This is a genomic window from Burkholderia sp. FW306-1C-G01B, assembly GCF_058781685.1.
The window spans coordinates 149224-166419 of the sequence record NZ_JBYSWZ010000018.1 but is presented as its reverse complement, the minus strand read 5'-3'; the positions used below and the strand labels follow the sequence as shown (position 1 = coordinate 166419).

The 17196-nt window shown below is 67.4% G+C and carries 21 protein-coding genes; 2 read left to right on the top strand and 19 right to left on the bottom strand.

Annotated elements, in window-relative coordinates:
• Window positions 1-133 precede the first annotated feature (133 nt).
• From AC3WLY_RS30105 to AC3WLY_RS30035, 15 genes are all read right to left on the bottom strand, one after another.
• A complete protein-coding gene (locus tag AC3WLY_RS30105; RefSeq protein WP_204425170.1) occupies window positions 134-1264 on the bottom strand; it encodes a porin in 1131 nt (376 codons plus the stop codon).
• A gap of 271 nt (window positions 1265-1535) precedes the next feature.
• On the bottom strand, window positions 1536-2213 hold the full coding sequence (locus tag AC3WLY_RS30100) for a response regulator (RefSeq protein ID WP_492310815.1): 678 nt from the start codon (window positions 2211-2213) through the stop codon (window positions 1536-1538).
• 12 nt (window positions 2214-2225) lie between these two features.
• On the bottom strand, window positions 2226-3593 hold the full coding sequence (locus AC3WLY_RS30095) for a sensor histidine kinase N-terminal domain-containing protein (protein WP_310139627.1): 1368 nt from the start codon (window positions 3591-3593) through the stop codon (window positions 2226-2228).
• A gap of 88 nt (window positions 3594-3681) precedes the next feature.
• Window positions 3682-4539, bottom strand: a complete 858-nt coding sequence (locus tag AC3WLY_RS30090) for an ABC transporter permease (RefSeq protein WP_152860449.1) — start codon at window positions 4537-4539, stop codon at window positions 3682-3684.
• A 38-nt stretch (window positions 4540-4577) separates the two neighbouring features.
• Window positions 4578-5375, bottom strand: coding sequence for an ABC transporter ATP-binding protein (locus AC3WLY_RS30085; RefSeq protein ID WP_034183780.1), 798 nt, complete (start codon window positions 5373-5375; stop codon window positions 4578-4580).
• 122 nt (window positions 5376-5497) lie between these two features.
• Window positions 5498-6505 carry an ABC transporter substrate-binding protein gene (locus tag AC3WLY_RS30080; protein ID WP_175962644.1) on the bottom strand — a complete coding sequence of 336 codons (1008 nt, stop codon included), beginning with the start codon at window positions 6503-6505 and terminating at the stop codon, window positions 5498-5500.
• Window positions 6506-6669: 164 nt separating this feature from the next.
• Window positions 6670-7452: a flagellar biosynthetic protein FliR gene (gene fliR / locus AC3WLY_RS30075; RefSeq protein WP_492309643.1), complete on the bottom strand. Its 783-nt coding sequence runs from the start codon at window positions 7450-7452 to the stop codon at window positions 6670-6672.
• 23 nt (window positions 7453-7475) lie between these two features.
• Window positions 7476-7748 (bottom strand): flagellar biosynthesis protein FliQ, encoded by a 273-nt coding sequence (fliQ, locus tag AC3WLY_RS30070; RefSeq protein ID WP_006401718.1) that lies wholly within the window; start codon window positions 7746-7748, stop codon window positions 7476-7478.
• Window positions 7749-7768: 20 nt separating this feature from the next.
• A complete protein-coding gene (fliP, locus tag AC3WLY_RS30065; RefSeq protein ID WP_072442583.1) occupies window positions 7769-8530 on the bottom strand; it encodes a flagellar type III secretion system pore protein FliP in 762 nt (253 codons plus the stop codon).
• Between the two features lie 36 nt (window positions 8531-8566).
• The gene (gene fliO / locus AC3WLY_RS30060; protein WP_310139151.1) at window positions 8567-9151 is read right to left on the bottom strand and encodes a flagellar biosynthetic protein FliO; all 585 of its coding nucleotides are present in this window, start codon (window positions 9149-9151) and stop codon (window positions 8567-8569) included.
• Window positions 9148-9639 carry a flagellar motor switch protein FliN gene (gene fliN, locus AC3WLY_RS30055; RefSeq protein WP_175962646.1) on the bottom strand — a complete coding sequence of 164 codons (492 nt, stop codon included), beginning with the start codon at window positions 9637-9639 and terminating at the stop codon, window positions 9148-9150. The genes fliO and fliN overlap by 4 nt, the downstream gene beginning before the upstream one ends.
• The gene (gene fliM, locus AC3WLY_RS30050) at window positions 9632-10630 is read right to left on the bottom strand and encodes a flagellar motor switch protein FliM (RefSeq protein ID WP_492309645.1); all 999 of its coding nucleotides are present in this window, start codon (window positions 10628-10630) and stop codon (window positions 9632-9634) included. Before fliM ends, fliN begins: the two co-directional genes overlap by 8 nt.
• Window positions 10631-10652: 22 nt before the next feature.
• Window positions 10653-11189, bottom strand: a complete 537-nt coding sequence (gene fliL, locus AC3WLY_RS30045; RefSeq protein ID WP_047899414.1) for a flagellar basal body-associated protein FliL — start codon at window positions 11187-11189, stop codon at window positions 10653-10655.
• Between the two features lie 182 nt (window positions 11190-11371).
• Complete coding sequence (locus AC3WLY_RS30040; RefSeq protein WP_175962648.1) at window positions 11372-12094, bottom strand: LrgB family protein; 723 nt, start codon at window positions 12092-12094, stop codon at window positions 11372-11374.
• 13 nt (window positions 12095-12107) lie between these two features.
• A complete protein-coding gene (locus AC3WLY_RS30035) occupies window positions 12108-12584 on the bottom strand; it encodes a CidA/LrgA family protein (protein ID WP_072442592.1) in 477 nt (158 codons plus the stop codon).
• Between the two features lie 139 nt (window positions 12585-12723).
• Here AC3WLY_RS30035 and AC3WLY_RS30030 point away from each other — a divergent pair, with 139 nt between their 5' ends.
• Window positions 12724-13650: a LysR family transcriptional regulator gene (locus AC3WLY_RS30030; protein ID WP_072442594.1), complete on the top strand. Its 927-nt coding sequence runs from the start codon at window positions 12724-12726 to the stop codon at window positions 13648-13650.
• Window positions 13651-13669: 19 nt separating this feature from the next.
• On the opposite strand, the gene AC3WLY_RS30025 is transcribed toward AC3WLY_RS30030, so the two are convergent.
• The 4 genes from AC3WLY_RS30025 to AC3WLY_RS30010 all read right to left on the bottom strand — a co-directional run bounded on the left by AC3WLY_RS30025 (window position 13670) and on the right by AC3WLY_RS30010 (window position 16644).
• The gene (locus AC3WLY_RS30025; protein ID WP_175962650.1) at window positions 13670-14056 is read right to left on the bottom strand and encodes a type II toxin-antitoxin system VapC family toxin; all 387 of its coding nucleotides are present in this window, start codon (window positions 14054-14056) and stop codon (window positions 13670-13672) included.
• The gene (locus AC3WLY_RS30020) at window positions 14053-14301 is read right to left on the bottom strand and encodes a type II toxin-antitoxin system Phd/YefM family antitoxin (RefSeq protein ID WP_060364783.1); all 249 of its coding nucleotides are present in this window, start codon (window positions 14299-14301) and stop codon (window positions 14053-14055) included. Before AC3WLY_RS30020 ends, AC3WLY_RS30025 begins: the two co-directional genes overlap by 4 nt.
• 114 nt (window positions 14302-14415) lie before the next feature.
• Entirely contained in the window at window positions 14416-15978 is a 1563-nt protein-coding gene (locus AC3WLY_RS30015) for a DHA2 family efflux MFS transporter permease subunit (RefSeq protein ID WP_175962651.1), read from the bottom strand.
• 177 nt (window positions 15979-16155) lie between these two features.
• On the bottom strand, window positions 16156-16644 hold the full coding sequence (locus AC3WLY_RS30010) for a MarR family winged helix-turn-helix transcriptional regulator (protein WP_034183800.1): 489 nt from the start codon (window positions 16642-16644) through the stop codon (window positions 16156-16158).
• 174 nt (window positions 16645-16818) lie between these two features.
• Here AC3WLY_RS30010 and AC3WLY_RS30005 point away from each other — a divergent pair, with 174 nt between their 5' ends.
• Entirely contained in the window at window positions 16819-17103 is a 285-nt protein-coding gene (locus AC3WLY_RS30005) for a multidrug ABC transporter ATPase (protein WP_111017789.1), read from the top strand.
• The last annotated feature ends 93 nt before the right edge of the window (window positions 17104-17196 follow it).

Genomic DNA, 17196 nt, shown 5'->3' with positions numbered 1-17196 from the left:
GCTTCGCGGGCGTCGCGCGGCACCGCGGAAAGGACGAAAAAAAGGGCACGGTCGGCGCAAAGCGCCGGCGTGCCCGCATGGAGAAGAATCCCGGACGGAGGGAACGGCGGGGCGCGATGGGCCCCGCTTCCGGTCAAAAACGCGTACGGATGCCCGAAGTCAGTTCGAGCTGGTTCTTCGCGCCGAACGTCGACGCCGCCGTGTAGCCGCCATGCAGCTTCATGTAGTCGCCGGCCAGGTACACCTCGGTGCGCTTGCTCAGGTGATAGAACACCGACCCGTAGATCGTCTCCTTGAAGCCGTTGGCGACGCCGTTGGTCAGGCTGAACGCGCCGAGGTTCGCGTTCGGCGTGAAGCCGTCCGCGTTGTTCGCGGCGTTCTTGACGCGCATCTGCTGGTAGCCGAGTTCGTAGTCGAGCGCGCCCTTCGGCGCGATCTTCATCGACACCGTCCACGAATCGTCGTGGCGCTGGCCGAGCGAGCCCTGGTCGCCGTTGTAGCGGAAGTAGCCGGCATTCAGGCGCACGATGTCGAACGTGTAGTTGCCGCCGACCGAGAACGTCTGGTTCCTGAAGCCGCCGTGGTTCACGTGGTTGTAGAAGCCCGACACGTTGAACGGGCCGCCGTTGTAGCCGAGCGCGACCTGGTATGCGGAGCCGGTGGCGAACTGCGTCGAGTTGCTGAACTGGTAGCCGGCGCTCGCGAAGATGCCGTTGCCGAACAGCTTCTTCCACGCGATGCCGTTGTTGTAGCGCGTGCCGGTCGGGCCGGCTGCGTAGAAGATCATCTGCTTGAAGTTGTTCGAGTTGGTCCAGCCGCCTTCCTCGGTCGACAGCTTCGCGGAGCCGTACGGGTCGCCGTAGATCGCCGCCGAGTCGCGCGCGATGGTGTTCTGGAAGCCGGCCGTCAGCTTGCCGAAACGTTCGTCCTCGACACCGACCCACGCGTCGCGGTCGAAGATCTGGCCTTCGTCTTCCATCTGGCCGTTCGCGACCACGAATTCGCTTTCGAGGCGGAAGATGATCTTCGTGCCGCCGCCGATGTCTTCGGCGCCTCGCAGGCCCCAGCGGCTGCCGCTGAACCACGGCTCGCCTTCGTTGCCCATGCCGATCACGTGCTTGCCGTTCGCGTCGGCGTGGGTCCGGTAGGTCGGAAAGCTCAGGTCCATCAGGCCGTAGAGCTGCACGCTCGACTGCGCATGCGCGTGGGTGCCGGCGCACAGGCCTGCCGCCGCGATGGAAAGGGCAAGGGTTTTTCGTTTCAAGATCGTCTCCTCCGAGCTGCCGTATTGAAATCTGGTCGTTGGCAGTACGTAATGTATGCCGACTCTTGTCGGCCACAGCGAGAGGGCCGACGCGTAGCATCGTAGAGGGTGCAATCCTTCACGGCGCTTTCCCCGACGCAAGAATCGGATCGGTGAAAACACCGAACGCGCAACAATCGCGGATGGTGCAGGCGTGCGGACACGCGCCCGCCGGGTTTCCGGTGACGTTTCGTGCTACGAATCGATGTTCGAGGGCGAGGAGGAACGCCCGTCAGTCGTGCGCGCTTTTCGCACGCAGGATGTAACCGAGCCCGCGCAGCGTGATGATCTCGGCCGTGCTGCCCGCGAGATGCTTGCGCAGCCGGTGGATGTAAATGTCGATCGCGTCGGCGCTCGGCTCGTCGTCGAGCGCGAACACGCTGTCCATCAGCCGCGCCTTCGACACCGTCTTGTTCTGCTGCAGCATCAGCGTTTCGAGGATCGCGTGCTCGCGGCGGCGCAGCGCGAGCACCGTTTCGCCGCAGCGGAATTCGCGCGTGCCGAACGCATAGACGAGATCGCCGCACACGAGCTGCGTCGTGCCGACGCCGGCCTGCCGGCGGATCAGCGCGCGAATCCGCGCAACCAGCTCGCGCGACTCGAACGGCTTCACCACGTAATCGTCGGCGCCCGCGCCGAAGCAGTCGACCTTGTCGTCGACCGAGCCATGCGCGGTCAGCATCAGCACCGGCACGTTGTCGTTGCGGCGCCGCAGCCGCGCGAGCACTTCCTTGCCGCTGATGCCGGGCAGCCGCATGTCGAGCAGCACCGCCTCGTAGCGTTCGGTCTTCAGCACCGTGTCGGCGCGCTCGCCGTCGCCGACGCTGTCGACCGCGAAATCCTCGCCGCGCAGCAGGTTCACGATCCAGTGCGCGAGTTCGGCGTTGTCTTCGACCAGCAGGAGTTTCATGGGGACATCTCGTCAATCATAGGCGGGCAGCCGTACAGTCACGACAATACCGCGATTGCCGGGCCCCGGCGCGAGCGACACGCTGCCGCCGTGCGCCTGCGCGATCTCGCGGACGATCGCGAGCCCGAGGCCCGAGCCCTCGGTGTCGGCCGACACTCGGTAGAAGCGCTTGAACACGTGCGGCCGCGCCTCGGCTGGAATACCGGGGCCGTTGTCGACCACGTCGAGCACGATCGCGTCGCCGTCGCGCCGCGCGGCGACCGTCACGCAGCCGCCCGGCTGCGTGTAGCGCACCGCGTTGTCGACGAGGTTCATCACCAGCGCGGTCAGCAGGCTGTCGCTGCCCGCGACGTCGAGCCGCTCGCCGAGATCGGCGCCGAGGTCGATGTCGCGCCGCTGCGCGAGCACGATCGTTTCCTCGAGCACGCTCGACACCACGGCCGCGAGATCGACGCGATGGGTCAAGAGCGTCGACGGCGTCGCTTCCGCATGCGCGAGCAGCAGCAGCTTGTCGGTCACGTCGGCCATCTTGCGGCTGCTGCGCTGCATGCTGTCGAGCACCGACGCGAGTTCCGCATCGTCGTGGCCGCGCCGCTGCGCGTACTGGATCTGCGTGTCGAGCACCGCGATCGGCGTGCGCAGCTGGTGCGCGGCGTCCGCGATGAATCTGCGCTGCGTGGCCGTATGCGTGTTGAGCCGCGCGATGCACTGGTTGATCGCGTCGACGATCGGCCGCAGCTCGTGCTGCAGCCGCTCGGGGCGGATCGGCTCCAGCTCCATCGGCCCGCGGTCGGCGACATCGTCCTTCAGCTTCATCAGCGGGCGCAGCTCGAAGGTGAGGCCGAGGTAGACGAGCACCACCGCGAGCATCAGCATCAGCGACAGGCGCACGAGCTGCGGGCGCCAGATCGTGTCGATCATCGCGTTGCGCGAACGCACCGTCTTCGCGACGACGACCGTGACCGTCTCGATCTGCCCCTCGTTGTAAAGCTGGCGATCGTAGGCCGCCGCGCGCAGCGGCACGCCGTCGAGCGCCGTGTCGTACAGCGTCGGCTCGACGCCGTGCCGCGCGGGCATGTCGAGCGCCGGCGTGCCCGCGAGCAGGCGGTCGTGGCCGTCGATCACCTTGTAGAACACCGAATCGCGTGACGGCGATTCGAAGATCTCCAGCGCAGCCGGCGGCACGTCGGCCGCCGGCCGCCCGTTGCGCCATTCGATGTCCTCGCCGATCGTGCGCGCGGACGCGACGAGCGCGCTGTCCTGCACGAGCCCGGCCGTGGTCCGCGCGGTGTCGTACGACATCGCGCCGGCGATCAGCACGAACACCGCGAGCGGCAGCAGCAGCCACCACAGCAGCCGTCCGCGCAGGCTGTGCGCCATCCTGTTGCGCTCCTTCTCCGAAATGCCGAACCGCGCCGGGGTCGCCGGCGCGGTCGGGAGTGTCATGTCAGGCGTCCGGACGCTGCGTTCAGAACGCGGCGGGGCGCCACTTCAGGAGCCGCTTCTCGAGCCAGGTCAGCAGGTAGTCGGCGGCCAGCGCGACCACGGCCAGCACGATCATCGCCGCGAACACGCCGCTCGCGTTGAACGCGCCCTGGGCGGTGGAGATTAGCAGGCCGATGCCCTGCTTGGAACCCAGGAATTCGCCGACGACCGCGCCGACCAGCGCGAAACCGAAGCTCACGTGCAGGCTCGCGAGAATCCAGCTCAGCGCGGACGGGATCACGACCGCCGTGGTGATCTGCCGGCGCGACGCGCCGAGGATCTGCGCGTTCGCGATCAGGTAGCGGTCGGCTTCGCGCACGCCCTGGAACGCGTTGCCGAACACGACGAAGAACACCATCACGACGGCCAGCGCGATCTTCGACGCCATCCCGAGGCCGAGCGCGATCACGAAGATCGAGCCGAGCACCACGCGCGGAATCGAGTTCGCGATCTGGATATACAGGCCGAACACGTCGGCCATCAGCTTGTTGCGGCCGAGCACGATCCCGCAGATCACGCCGGCGACCGAGCCGATCACGAAGCCGATGCCGGTTTCCTCGAGCGTGACCCACACCTGCGTGAGCAGCGGGCCCTGCGACGTGCCGTTCGCGAACCAGTCCTGGAGCTGCGCGAAGATCAGCGACGGCATCGAGAAGAAGAACGGATCGATCCACTTCAGCCGTGCGGCGAGTTCCCACCCGCCCAGCACGAGCACGAGCACGGCGATCCGCAGCGTGACGATCAGGTTGCGCCGGCGGCGCAGCCGGCGTTGCGCGGCGCGCTCGTCGTCCTCGAGCGTCGTCGCCGGAAGGGCGGTGGGGGGAAGCGTCATGTCGGTCATGCTCCTGTCCTTGCTGTTCTTGTCGTGCGGCGTATGCGTCAGCCGATCTGCACTTCTTCGCGCAGGTCGTGCCAGATGTCCTTGGAAATTTCGATGAAGCGCGTGTCGTAGCGAATCTCCGACGTGACGCGCGGGCGCGGCAGGTCGATCTCGTACACGTGCTTGAGCGTCGCGGGGCGCGCGGTCAGCACGAACACGCGGTCGGCGAGCGCGATCGCCTCTTCGAGGTCGTGCGTGACGAACACGACCGAGCCCTTGTTCGCCGACCAGAGCTGCAGCAGTTCGTCCTGCATCAGCGTGCGTGTCTGCATGTCGAGCGCGGAGAACGGCTCGTCCATCAGCAGGATTTCCGGCTGGTTGATGAAGGTCTGCGCGAGCGCGACGCGCTTCCTCATCCCGCCGGAAAGCTGGTGCGGGTAATGCTTCGTGAACTTGTCGAGGCCGACCTTGCGGATCCATTCCTCGGCCTGCGCATACGCGACGTCCTTCGAGCGGCCGCGAAACAGCGGGCCCGCCGCGACGTTGTCGATCACGTTGCGCCACGGGAACACGGCGTCGGCCTGGAACACGAAGCCGATGCGCGGGTCGATCCCGTCGACCGGGCGGCCCATCACGCGCACTTCGCCCGACACGGGCTTGAGCAGCCCGGTGATCAGGTTGAGCGTCGTCGACTTGCCGCAGCCGGTCGGCCCGACGATCGCGATGAACTCGCCGCGCGCGACGCTCATGCTGAAGTCGCGCAGCGCGACGGTGGCCTTGCCTTCCGGCGAAATGAAGCGGCACGACACGTTGCGAAACTCGATCGCCGGTGTGCTCGGGGAGACTGCCTGGGTCATCGCATTCGTCCTGCGGGTGAAGAGGGCATCGCATCGTGACGCAACGCCGGGCCGGTCAACCGGGCCGGAACGGGGAACGCACGGCGGCGGGATCGCCGCCGCCGGCGCCTGACCGATATCGACTACTTCGCGTTCACGAAATCGTTCGTGTAGGTCCGCGCCAGGTCGATGTGCTTGCCCTTCACCGACGGGTTGAACGCCGACAGCACCTTCAGCACCGTCGCCGGGCCGTCGGCCGGCATCTTCGCGTCGGCGGTGAACATCGGCAGCGACGCCTTCAGCGCGCTCACGTACAGCGCCTTGTCCTTCTGGTAGTCGGCCGGCATCTTCGCGGCGATGTCCTCGGCGCTGTGCGTGTGGATGAACTGCATCGTCTTCGCGAATGCGTGCGCGAGCTTGGTGGCTTCCGCCTTGTGCGAATCGGCCCATGCCGACTGCACGTACAGGCTCGCGGCCGGGTAGGTGCCGCCGAGCGCGGCGCGCGTGCCTTCCAGCGTGCGCATGTCGACCAGCACCTTCGCGTCGCCCATCTTCTCGAGCGCGGACACCGTCGGCTCGGTCGTCATCCCGGCGTCGATGCGGCCCTGCTTGATCGCGGCGATGAAGCTCGCGTCGGCGCCGACCGGCAGCATCGTGTACTGCGTCGACGGCACGCCGTGCGCGAGCGCGAGGTATTGCGTGAGGAAGCTCGTCGACGAGCCGAGGCCCGTCACGCCGAGCGTCTTGCCCTTCGCGTCGGCCATCGACTTGAAGGTCGGCGCTGCCTTGGTCGACACCATCTCGACTTCGCCCGGCACCTGGCCGAACACGGCGATCGCCTTCACGTCCTTGCCCTTGCTCTGCAGGTCGATCGTGTGGTCGTAGAAGCCGACGACGCCCTGCACGGCGCCCGCCAGCAGCTCGTTCTCGGCGTCGACGCCGGCCGGCTGCGACAGCAGCTCGACGTCGAGCCCTTCGGCCTTGAAGTAGCCGAGCTCTTGCGTGAGCCGCGCGGGCAGGTAGATCAGCTTCGCGATCCCGCCGACCATGATCGTGACCTTGCCGCCGTCGTCGGCGGCGAAGGCGGGGTGAGCGGCAAGCGCGCAGCTCAGGCTGGCTGCAACGGCGAGGGTGCGCAGGGTGGGTCGCATCGGGTCGTCTCCGTTCGTTGTATTCGTATGGCGCGATGCTTGCTGCATCGTCACGACGAGTATAGGGACGCGAAACCTTCTGCAACCTTTCGCGGGGGGGCGGTTCGTTTAGGGGTTTTCCAGCAACGGGGGGCCGGAACGGGCGGGGAACGGGGCCGGATGCGTCAGCGCCAGCCGAGCAGCACTCGCCCCATCACATCCAGCCCCATGTCGAACAGGTGCGACACGAACGGCACGAGGTTCGGCACCATCAGCTGCACGAGCAGCAGCCCGACCAGCATCGTCACCGGAAAGCCGACCTGGAACACGCCGATCTGCGGCGCCGCGCGATTCAGGATGCCGAGCGCGAGGTTCGCGATCAAGAGCGCCGCGACCACCGGCAGCGCGAGCAGCAGCCCCATCTCGAACACGGTCGCGCCGAACGCGGCGAGCGTGCGCCAGCCGGGCGCATGCAGCAGGTCGGCCGACACCGGCAGCGACTGGAACGATGCGGCGAGCGCGGCGAACACCTGCAGGTGGCCGTCCACCGCGAGGAACGCGAGCATCGCGACCGCGTTCAGGAAGCGTCCCATCACGGGCGTCGCGCCGCTCGTGTGCGGATCGAAGAAGGTGGCGAAGCCGAGCCCCATCGACAGCCCGATAAAGTCGCCGGCCGCCTCGACGGCCGCGAACACGAGCTGCATCGTGAAACCCATCGCGACGCCGATCAGGAACTGCGTGACGACGATCCAGATGCCCTGCGCGGAGAACACGGTGACGTCCGGCATCGCGCCGAGCGTCGGCGCGACGACCAGCGCCATGAATGCGGCGACGCCGATCTTCACGCGCACGGGCACCGCCGCGTGACCGACGACGGGCGCGGTCGCGACGAGCGCGAGCATCCGCACGAACGGCCACAGGAAAGCGGTGAGCCAGCCGTTGAGCTGCGCGTAAGTAACCGAGAACATCGCCGCCGGGTGGTGCGCGCGGCTCAGCCGGCGCCGAGCGTCGCGACGTGCAGCAGCGTCTGCCGCAGGTAGTCGAGCATCGTCGTCAGCATCCACGGGCCGGCAATCACGAGCGTCGCGGCGACCGCGAGCAGCTTCGGGATGAACGACAGCGTCGCCTCGTTGATCTGCGTCGCGGCCTGGAACAGGCTCACGACGAGGCCGACCGCGAGCGCGACCAGCAGCAGCGGAGCGGCGAGCAGCAGGCCGACCATCATCGCCTGGTGCGCGAGGGTCATCACTTGTTCGGGCGTCATCGCGCGTGTTCCTCCGCTGCTTACGTGAAGCTCTGCGCGAGCGAGCCGATCAGCAATTGCCAGCCGTCGACCAGCACGAACAGCATCAGCTTGAACGGCAGCGACACGGTGGACGGCGACACCATCATCATCCCCATCGACATCAGCACGCTCGCGACGACCATGTCGATGATCAGGAACGGGATGAAGACCGTGAAGCCGATCTGGAAACCCGTCTTCAGCTCGCTCGTGACGAACGCCGGCACCAGCAGCGACAGCGGCACGTCCTCGGGCCCCTGCATCGGCGCGGCCTTCGAGATCTTCGCGAACAGCGCGAGATCGGTCTCGCGGGTCTGCTTCAGCATGAAGGTCTTGAACGGCGCGACGCCGCGCTGCACGGCCTGCTCCATCGGCATCGTGCCGTCGGAGAACGGCTTGTAGCCGTCGTTGTACGCACGGTCGAGCACCGGCGACATCACGAAGAAGGTGAGAAACATCGCGAGGCCGACCAGCACCTGGTTCGGCGGCGTCGTCGCGGTGCCGAGCGCCTGGCGCAGCAGCGACAGCACGATGATGATGCGCGTGAAGCTCGTCATCATCAACACCATCGCCGGCAGGAACGACAGCATCGTGAGCAGCAGCATCGTCTGCACGCTCAGCGAATAGGTGGTGCCGCCGTGCGGGCCCGGGCTCGCGTTGAACGCGGGCAGACCGTTCGCCTGCGCGTATGCGAGCGCGGGAGCGACGCAGAGGATCAGCACGGGCGCGAAGCGCGCCGCGCGACGCAGGAATTCGTGTTTCATCGGAATGCGGGAACGGAAAGAGGGCGCGGCGCCATGTCAGCGGTCCTTGCCGCGACCGAGCCGCTTCGCGGCTTCGCCCGCGAGCGCGTCGCGAAACCGCGAACCGAACGTGCCGGGCAGGCCGCCTTCGGACGAGACGGCGCCGGCAGGTGCGTCGGCCGAACCCGATGCCGCGGCGGCGGTTGCCGCCGCCGGGCCGGCCGGCAGCGTATGCAGCAGCCGCACGTTGCCCGGCGCGACGCCGAGCACGAGCCAGGTGTCGCCGATCTCGACGATCGTCGCGCTTTCCTTCGCGCCGAGCCCGACGCTCGACACGACCTTCAGCGGGCCGCCGCGCCGTGCGGGCTGGAAGCCGAAGCGGCGCGCGAGCCACGCGCACGCGAATACGAGACCGATCACGACTGCGAGCCCGACGAGCGTCTGCAACACCGCGCCGATGCCGAGCGACGGCGCGGCCGAGCCGACCGTCACGCTCGACGCGATCGAACCGGCGTTATTCACCGCGTTCATGTCGGCGGCGCCGGCCGGCGCACTGGCGAGCGACACGGAAAGCGAAGCGGCGACGGCAAGCGCCGCCGCGATCGCGATACGCGCGCGGCGGCCGGGCTGCACAACGTTCATCGATTCAGCTTCCGGATGCGTTCGGCCGGCGTGATGATGTCGGTCAGGCGGATGCCGAACTTGTCGTTGACGACCACCACCTCGCCCTGCGCGATCAGGCAGCCGTTCACGAGCACGTCCATCGGCTCGCCCGCCATGCCGTCCAGCTCGACCACCGAGCCCTGCGCGAGCTGCAGCAGGTTGCGGATCGCGATCTTCGTGCGGCCGAGCTCCACGGTCATCTTGACCGGGATGTCGAGGATCATCTCGATGTCGTTGTGCGTCGAGCTCGCCGCGGCCTTCGACAGCGGCTGGAACACGCCGGCGCCCGTCGCGCCCGGCTGCACCGGCTGATGGTTCTGCTCGGCAAGCGCGGCGGCCCAGTCGTCCAGCCCCTGCTCCTCTTCCGCCGCGGCCGGTGCCGCCTGCGTGTCGGCGGCCGATACCGCGAGGGCCGCATCGGCGATGGCTTGCACGTCGTCCTCGGGCGTCTGGTTCAGCTCACTCATATCCACCTTCCTTCATCGAATCGCCCGCGCTGATCATCTTCTGCACGCGCAACGCATATTGACCATTGAAAATTCCGTAGCCGCACTCCATCACCGGCACGCCGTCGACCTTCGCGGTGATCGTGTCGGCGATTTCCAGCGGCAGCACGTCGCCCGCGCGCAGGTTCAGGATCTTCTCGAACGTCGACGGGATCTCGGCGAGATTCGCGCTCAGCTCGACCTCGGCGGCCTGCACCTGCTGCGACAGCACGCGCACCCAGCGGCGGTCGACTTCGAGCGCCTCGCCCTGGATCGGCGAGCTGAGCACGTCGCGGATCGGCTCGACCATCGAATACGGCATGCAGATGTGCAGCGTGCCGCCCGTCGGCCCGAACTCGATCGAGAACTGCGTGACGATCACGATCTCGTTCGGCGTCGCGACGTTCGCGAACTGCGTGTGCATCTCCGAGCGCACGAATTCGAACTGCAGCGGCCGCACGCTCTTCCACGCAGTCGCGTAGTGCTCGAACACGAGGTTCAGCAGCTTGCCGATGATCCGCTGCTCGGTGGCCGTGAAATCGCGGCCTTCGACGCGCGTGTGAAAGCGCCCGTCGCCGCCGAACAGGTTGTCGACGACGAAGAACACGAGGTTCGGGTCGAACACGAACAGCGACGTGCCGCGCAGCGGCTTCACGTGCACCAGGTTCAGGTTCGTCGGGATCGGCAGGTTGCGGGTGAACTCGCTGTACTTCTGCACCTTCACCTGGCTCACGGAGATTTCCGCCGTGCGCCGCATGAAGTTGAAGATGCCGATCCGCAGCAGCCGCGCGAAGCGGTCGTTGATGATCTCGAGGCCGGGCATCCGGCCGCGAACGATCCGCTCCTGCGTCGCGATGTTGTAGGGGCGGACGCCCGATGTGTCGCGGTGCTCGTCGACTGAATCGGTTTCGCCCGTGACGCCCTTGAGGAGGGCATCGACCTCCTCCTGGGACATGAACTCCTGGTGGCCCATGCGCGCTCCTTTCGCGGCCGCGTTACTGGACGACGAATTCGGTAAACAACACGTCGTCGACCTTCGCGCGCTGGTTGCCCGGCTGCGTCGGCTGCTCGATCAGTTCCCGCAGTTCCTTCGAGAGCGAACGTTTGCCGTCCGGCGTCGCGAGATCCTCGGGATGCTTGTTCGACAGCGCGAGCAGGATCCGGCTGCGGATCTCCGGCATCCGCGCGGTCAGTTGCTCCTGCGCCTTCGGGTCGGTGAGCTTCAGCGACAGGCCGACGCGCAGGTAGTGCTGCGCGCCGTCGTCCGACTGCAGGTTCACGGTCAGCGGGTCGAGCGGGAAGAATACCGGCGCGGCGAGCGGCGCCGGCTCGGCAGGCGCGCTCGCATGGCCGACGCCTTCCTTGCTCAGGAACACGTACATGCCGCCGGCTGCGGCGGCGGCCGCGCCCAGCGCGATGACGGCGATGAGCGCGATGCGCTTGAACTTGCCGGAGGAAGCCGGCTTGTCGGCGGTCGGGTTTGCGGTCGTGGAGGCCATGTGAATGCGTGCGTGATGTCTCGTAGCATGCATTGTTCGGCATCCGGGCCGAGCCCGATGGGCGGAAAAGAGGGGGGATTTGCGGCTATCTCAGCCGATTGTCGGCCGGGCGTCGGCTCGCTGCAGGATGGGGACAACCGCGGAGGGCGGTCATTCCGGGCGCGGCCGGGGCGGCCCGGCATGCCCGGCGGGCGTCGGCCGCCCGGCGCGGGCCGTCAGATCGGCAGCAGCGTCAGCAGCGGCGCGATCAGCACCATCGCGACGCCGGCGATCATCATCGTCAGGCTCGACACGACGCCTTCCTCGCTGCCGATCTCGCGCGCCTTCGCGGTGCCCACGCCGTGGGCGGCCGCGCCGAACAGCGCGCCGCGCGCGAGCCGCGTGCGCATCGGCACGAGCGCGAGCACGATCTCGCCGAGCAGCATCCCGCAGATGCCGGTCGCGATCACGAACAGGGCCGTGAGGTCCTTCGGCGCGTGGATCTTGTCCGACACGGCGAGCGCGAACGGCGTCGACACCGAGCGCGTCATCAGCGAGCGCTGCAGTTCGGGCGACAGGTGCAGCAGCTTCGCGAGCAGCAGCGACCCGCACACGCCCGCGCCGATCCCGACCGCGACGCCGACCGACAGCGACAGCCAGTGCCGGCGGATCAGGTCGCGATACTCGTAGATCGGCACCGCGAACGCGATCGTCGCCGGGCCGAGCAGCCACATCAGCCAGCGCGTGTCGCGGAAGTAGACCGAATACGGGATGCCGGTCAGCAGGACGAGCAGCACCAGCACGCCCGGCACGAACACGAGCGGCGAGAACAGCAGCGTCTTCTTGTACGCATAGAGCCGCTTCGACACGAAATACAGCACGACCGTCAGCACGAAACAGCCGAACGAGATCGCGGTATTCACGTGGTCGGCGGACAGGTTCGACAGCAAGGCAGGCATGCGCGGCTCCGGCTCAGTGGGCGGACACGGCGCTCAGGCGCGCACGGCGGCGTTCGGCGAACACGCGCTGCGCGGCGAGCCGGCGTTCGAGCTTCGCGGCGAGGTCGACCGCGACGGCCACCGCGACCATCACGAACGCAGTGCCCGCGAGCATCACCAGCGCGATGCGCCAGCCGTCCTCGCGGAACAGCCCGCCGTACTGGACGGCCGCGACGGCGGCCGGCACGAAGAACAGCAGCATGTCGGACAGCAGCCAGTTCGCGCCGTCCTTCACCCACGCGGGTGCGACGCGGCCCGAGAACAGCAGCACGAGGAGCACCGCGAGGCCGATCACGCCGGACGGGATCGGCAGCCCGACAGTGCGCACGGCCCAGTCGACCGCCAGCCACAGCGCGCCGAGCGCGGCGGCCTGCAGCGCGATCCGGCCGGTACGCGTCATGCTGCCGGAGGCGGCAGGGCGGGCGGCGAGTGCGGCGGTCGGCTTGGTCATGGCGGGCTCCCTACAGAAATTCCGTTGATGGTGCGAGTATAGGGTTTCCCCTAACCATAAATAAAATGACTTGTCTCTATCCTTGTCATTCCAATTCGGAATTCACTTTGGGTTGCCGCACCAATTTGGGGAGACGTCGATGGAATTGCGCGCGCTGCGGTACTTCGTCGAGGTGGTCCGCCAGCAGAGCTTCACCGCGGCGGCCGACAAGCTGTTCGTGACCCAGCCGACCATCAGCAAGATGGTGAAGGCGCTGGAGGACGAGATCGGTTCGCCGCTGTTGTTGCGCGACGGCCGGCAGATGGTGCTGACCGACGCGGGGCGGATCGTGTTCCAGCGCGGCCAGGACGTGCTCGCCGCGCAGGCGCAGCTGCAGTCGGAGCTGAACGATCTCGGCACGCTCGGGCGCGGCGAGCTGACGATCGGCATTCCGCCGCTCGGCGGCTCGCTGTTTACGCCGATCATCGCCGCGTACAAGCAGCGCTATCCGAACATCGAGCTGAAGCTGTTCGAGCAGGGCGCGCGGATGATCGAGGCGGCGCTGATGTCGGGCGAGCTGGAGCTGGGCGGGCTGCTCGAGCCGGTCGATCCCGCCACGTTCGACGTGCTGCCGATGGTACGCGCGCCGCTGTGGCTCGTCGCGCCGCGCGAGTCGCGCTGGGAGGATCACGCGGCCGTGCCGCTCGCGGATCTCGCGCGCGAGTCGTTCGTGTTCTATGCGGAAAGCCTCGCGCTGCACGACGCGGTGCTTGATGCGTGCCGGAAGGTCGGCTTCACGCCGTCGATCGTGAGCCGCAGCGGCCATTGGGATTTCATGGCCGCGCTCGTACATGCGGGCGTCGGCATCGCGCTGCTGCCCGAGCCGTACTGCCGGCGGCTCGACGCGGGGCAATTCACGTGCCGGCCGATCGTCGAGCCGGAAATCACGTGGGCGATCGCGCTCGGCTGGCTGAAGAAGGGGTATCTGTCGCACGCGGCGCGCGCGTGGCTGGAAGTGGCACGGGCGACGCTGCCCGTCGCGCCCGTCGACGATCTCGCGTTCGGCGGGTTGCGGGCGAGGGAGTGACGGCCGAACGCGGGGACGATCAGACGTGCTGGACGGGGCCCGGATACCGGGCAACGGTGTGATCGTGCGTAAGCAGGGTAACGCCCTCGGAGATCGCCTGCGCGATCAGCAGGCGATCGAACGGGTCGCGATGCACCGGCGGTAGTTGCTCGACGGCGAGGACGTGTGCGCTCGTGATCGGCAGTTCCACATAGCCGGCGTCGAGCAAACTGCGGCGAAGTACATGCGGCTCGACTTGGAAATCGTCACGGTCCAGCCCACGCTTGATGACGATCTCCCAAAGACTCGCCACGCTGAAGAGCAGGGTATAGGCGGAATCCTCGATGAGCGCACGGGCGCGGCCCGGCAGTTCCGCCGCGTCGGCGGCGGCCCAGAGGATCAAATGGGTATCGAGCAACAGCTTCACGCGTCGCCCTCGAACAGTTTCCGGATGTCGTCCCCGCCCATCGAGTCGAAATCGTCCGGGACGCGAATCTGTCCCTTCATGAAACCGATCCGGCTCGGCGGAGCCGGTTCCCGCGTATCGATCGGCACCACCTTGACAAGCGGCTTGCCGGCTTTTGCGATCACGAACGGTTCACCGGCATGGACGGCTTCGTCGATCAGGCGCGAGAGATTCGTCTTCGCGTCGTGCATGTTGTAGGTCTGCATGGCATCCCCAATTAAACTAAGTTTAACAACAACTTGGGCTTAGTTTAATTGAGCAGTGGGATCTGCGCAATCAGCAGGAAGATCTAGGACACACGCCGCTGCGCCATGTCGCCATCAATGCCCCATCGCCGGCCCCGCGCCCTTCCTCGGCTTCGTGATCCACACGAGCGCCGCGAGCGCGATGAACATCACCGCCGACAGGTGGAAGAAGTCGTTGGTCGCCATCATGAAGCCCTGCTGCGTGACGAGCTGGTTGAGCTGCGCATTGGCCGTCTGCCCGACGATGCCGAACTGCGCGAGCGCGCCCTGGTAGTCGGTCGTGTTCTGCGCGTAGACGCTCACCGATTCCGACAGCCGCGCATGGTGGTAGATCGCGTCGTTCTCCCAGAACGTCGAGCTGGCCGCGGTGCCGATCGCGCCCGACAGCGTGCGCAGGAAGTTCGACAGCCCCGACGCGCTCGCGAGCCGCTCGTCGGAAATGCTCGACAGCGTAATGGTCGTCATCGGCACGAAGAAGCACGCGACGCCGATCCCCTGCACGAGCCGCGGCAGGATCACGTGGTTGAACGGCACGTCGAGCGTAAACGTCGCGTTCCACAGCGACACGCCCGCGAACACGATGAACGCGAAACTCGCGACCATCCGCAGGTCGAGCCGGTGCATGTTGCGGCCGATCAGCGGCGACAGCACCAGCGCGAGCAGCCCGACCGGCGCGGTCGCGAGGCCGGCCTTGCCGGCCGTGTAGCCCATCACCGTCTGCAGCCACAGCGGGAAGATCACGACCGAGCCGAAGAACGCCATGAAACCGAACGAGATGATCAGCGCGCCAAGCGCGAAGTTGCGGTCCTTGAACAGCGACAGGTCGACCACCGGCTCCTTCTCGGTCGCCTCCCACACGAGCATGAACGCGAGCGACACGACCGCGATCAGCGCGAGCGCGACGATGAACGACGAGTTGAACCAGTCGCGGTCCTTGCCGAGGTCGAGCATCATCTGCAGGCACGACACGCCGATCACGAGCAGCGCGAGGCCGACCGCGTCGATCCGCTGCTTCGACGTCTTCGTCTCGCGGCCGCGCAGCAGGAAGTACGCGCAGGTCGCCGAGAACACGCCGATCGGCAGGTTGATGTAGAAGATCCACGGCCACGTGTAGTTGTCGCTGATCCAGCCGCCCAGCAGCGGGCCGAAGATCGGCGCTACGATCACCGTCATCGCCCATAGCCCGAGCGCGAGCCCGCGCTTCGCGGGCGGGTAGCTGCGCATCAGGATCGTCTGCGACAGCGGCACCATCGGCCCCGACACGAGGCCCTGCAGCAGCCGGAATGCGATCAGCGTCTCGAAGTTGGTCGCAAGGCCGCACAGCGCCGACGCGACCGTGAACGCGAGCACCGACAGCGTGAACAGCCGCACCTCGCCGACCCGCCGCGCGAGCCAGCCGGTGAGCGGCACCGCGATCGCGGATGCGACCGAGTACGAAGAGATCACCCACGTGCCTTCGCTCGTCGCGACGCCGAGGCTGCCCGAGATGGTCGGCACCGCGACGTTCGCGATCGACGTGTCGAGCACTTCCATGAAGGTGCCGAGCGCGAGCCCGACGGTGAGCAGCGCGAGCGCGCCGCCGGTCAGCGGCGCGGGTTCGGCGGCGGGGGAGGCGGCGGATGCCGTGGTGGCGGACATCGGAATCTCCTAGACGCGGCGCGCGCGACGCGCCGGCACAACGCACGGGTGCGCGACGCGGCGCGGCCCGGCCGGGTGGAACGGATCAGGAAAGAAACGCAGCGCGTGCCTTGTCATCTTCTGCCCAGACAGAGAAATAAACGAATGCTTAACCTAGACATGGGGCCTCCGCGCGCATCAGCAGTCCGGTTCGTCGGGCTTCGGGCAACCGGTCGTGCCGGGCCCGTTGGCGATGAAGCGCTGCAACAGGCCGGTGAGCGTCGCGAGTTCGTCGGCCGAGAAACCGTCGAGCTGCGCGTTGAGCGCGGTCGCGATCAGCGACGGCAGCGCGCGGGCCGCATCGGCGCCACGTTCGGTCAGCGTCAGCTCGATCATCCGGCGGTCCTGCTCGCTGCGCGAACGCGCGACCAGCCCCTTGCGTTCGAGCCGGTCGAGCATGCGCGTCATCGAACCGCTGTCGTACGACATCTTGCGGGACAGCTCGAATGGCGTGCGCGCATAGCCGCGCGACAGCAGCAGGATCACGCCGATCTGCTGCGCGGTGAGGTCGAGCGGCTCGAGCGCGCGGTCCATCCGCTCGACGAGCGCCTGCTTCGCCTTCGACAGGTAATAGCCGAGGCTCGTTTCCAGCGCGATGTTCTCGGGATCGTAGAGGCCGCCGGTCATGCGATTGCGCACGCAGCAACAGTGCGTTTCAGGTTAAAACGCGCCCAGTATCTTGAAAAATGATTGCTTAGTCAATATTATTTGAGGCAACCAGTTACGACGTGCATGTTGCACTGCCGGAGACTATGTTCTGACCGCTTCGCCCGCGCTGCCGGGCACCCGAGGATGTTCGCGATGCTGTTCCTGAAAAATGCCGCCGGCGCGCTGCGCCGCAACCTGACCGATACCGCTCATCATGTGTTTTCCGGGCCGCACCGCGGCTGGAAGATCGCGCTGTACGTGACGATGCTGGTGGTGCCGGGTGGCTCGCTCGCGGCGCTCGGGTTCGCATGGTTCGATCATCGCCGGCAGCGCAACGCGAAGGGCGGCGCACGCCGCACGAGCCAGCCGGCCGCGACGGAGCCGTCGTCATGGCGGCCCGCCGCCGAGCCCGTCCCGGTGCCCGTGCGCTGCCACTGACGCCGCGTCGCTCCCGCTTTCCCGACTGTCCTGCCTGTTCCGACTGATCGCCGGCCGCGGCCGCCGTCGCGCGCCTGTCTCGCCGCAAGCGAT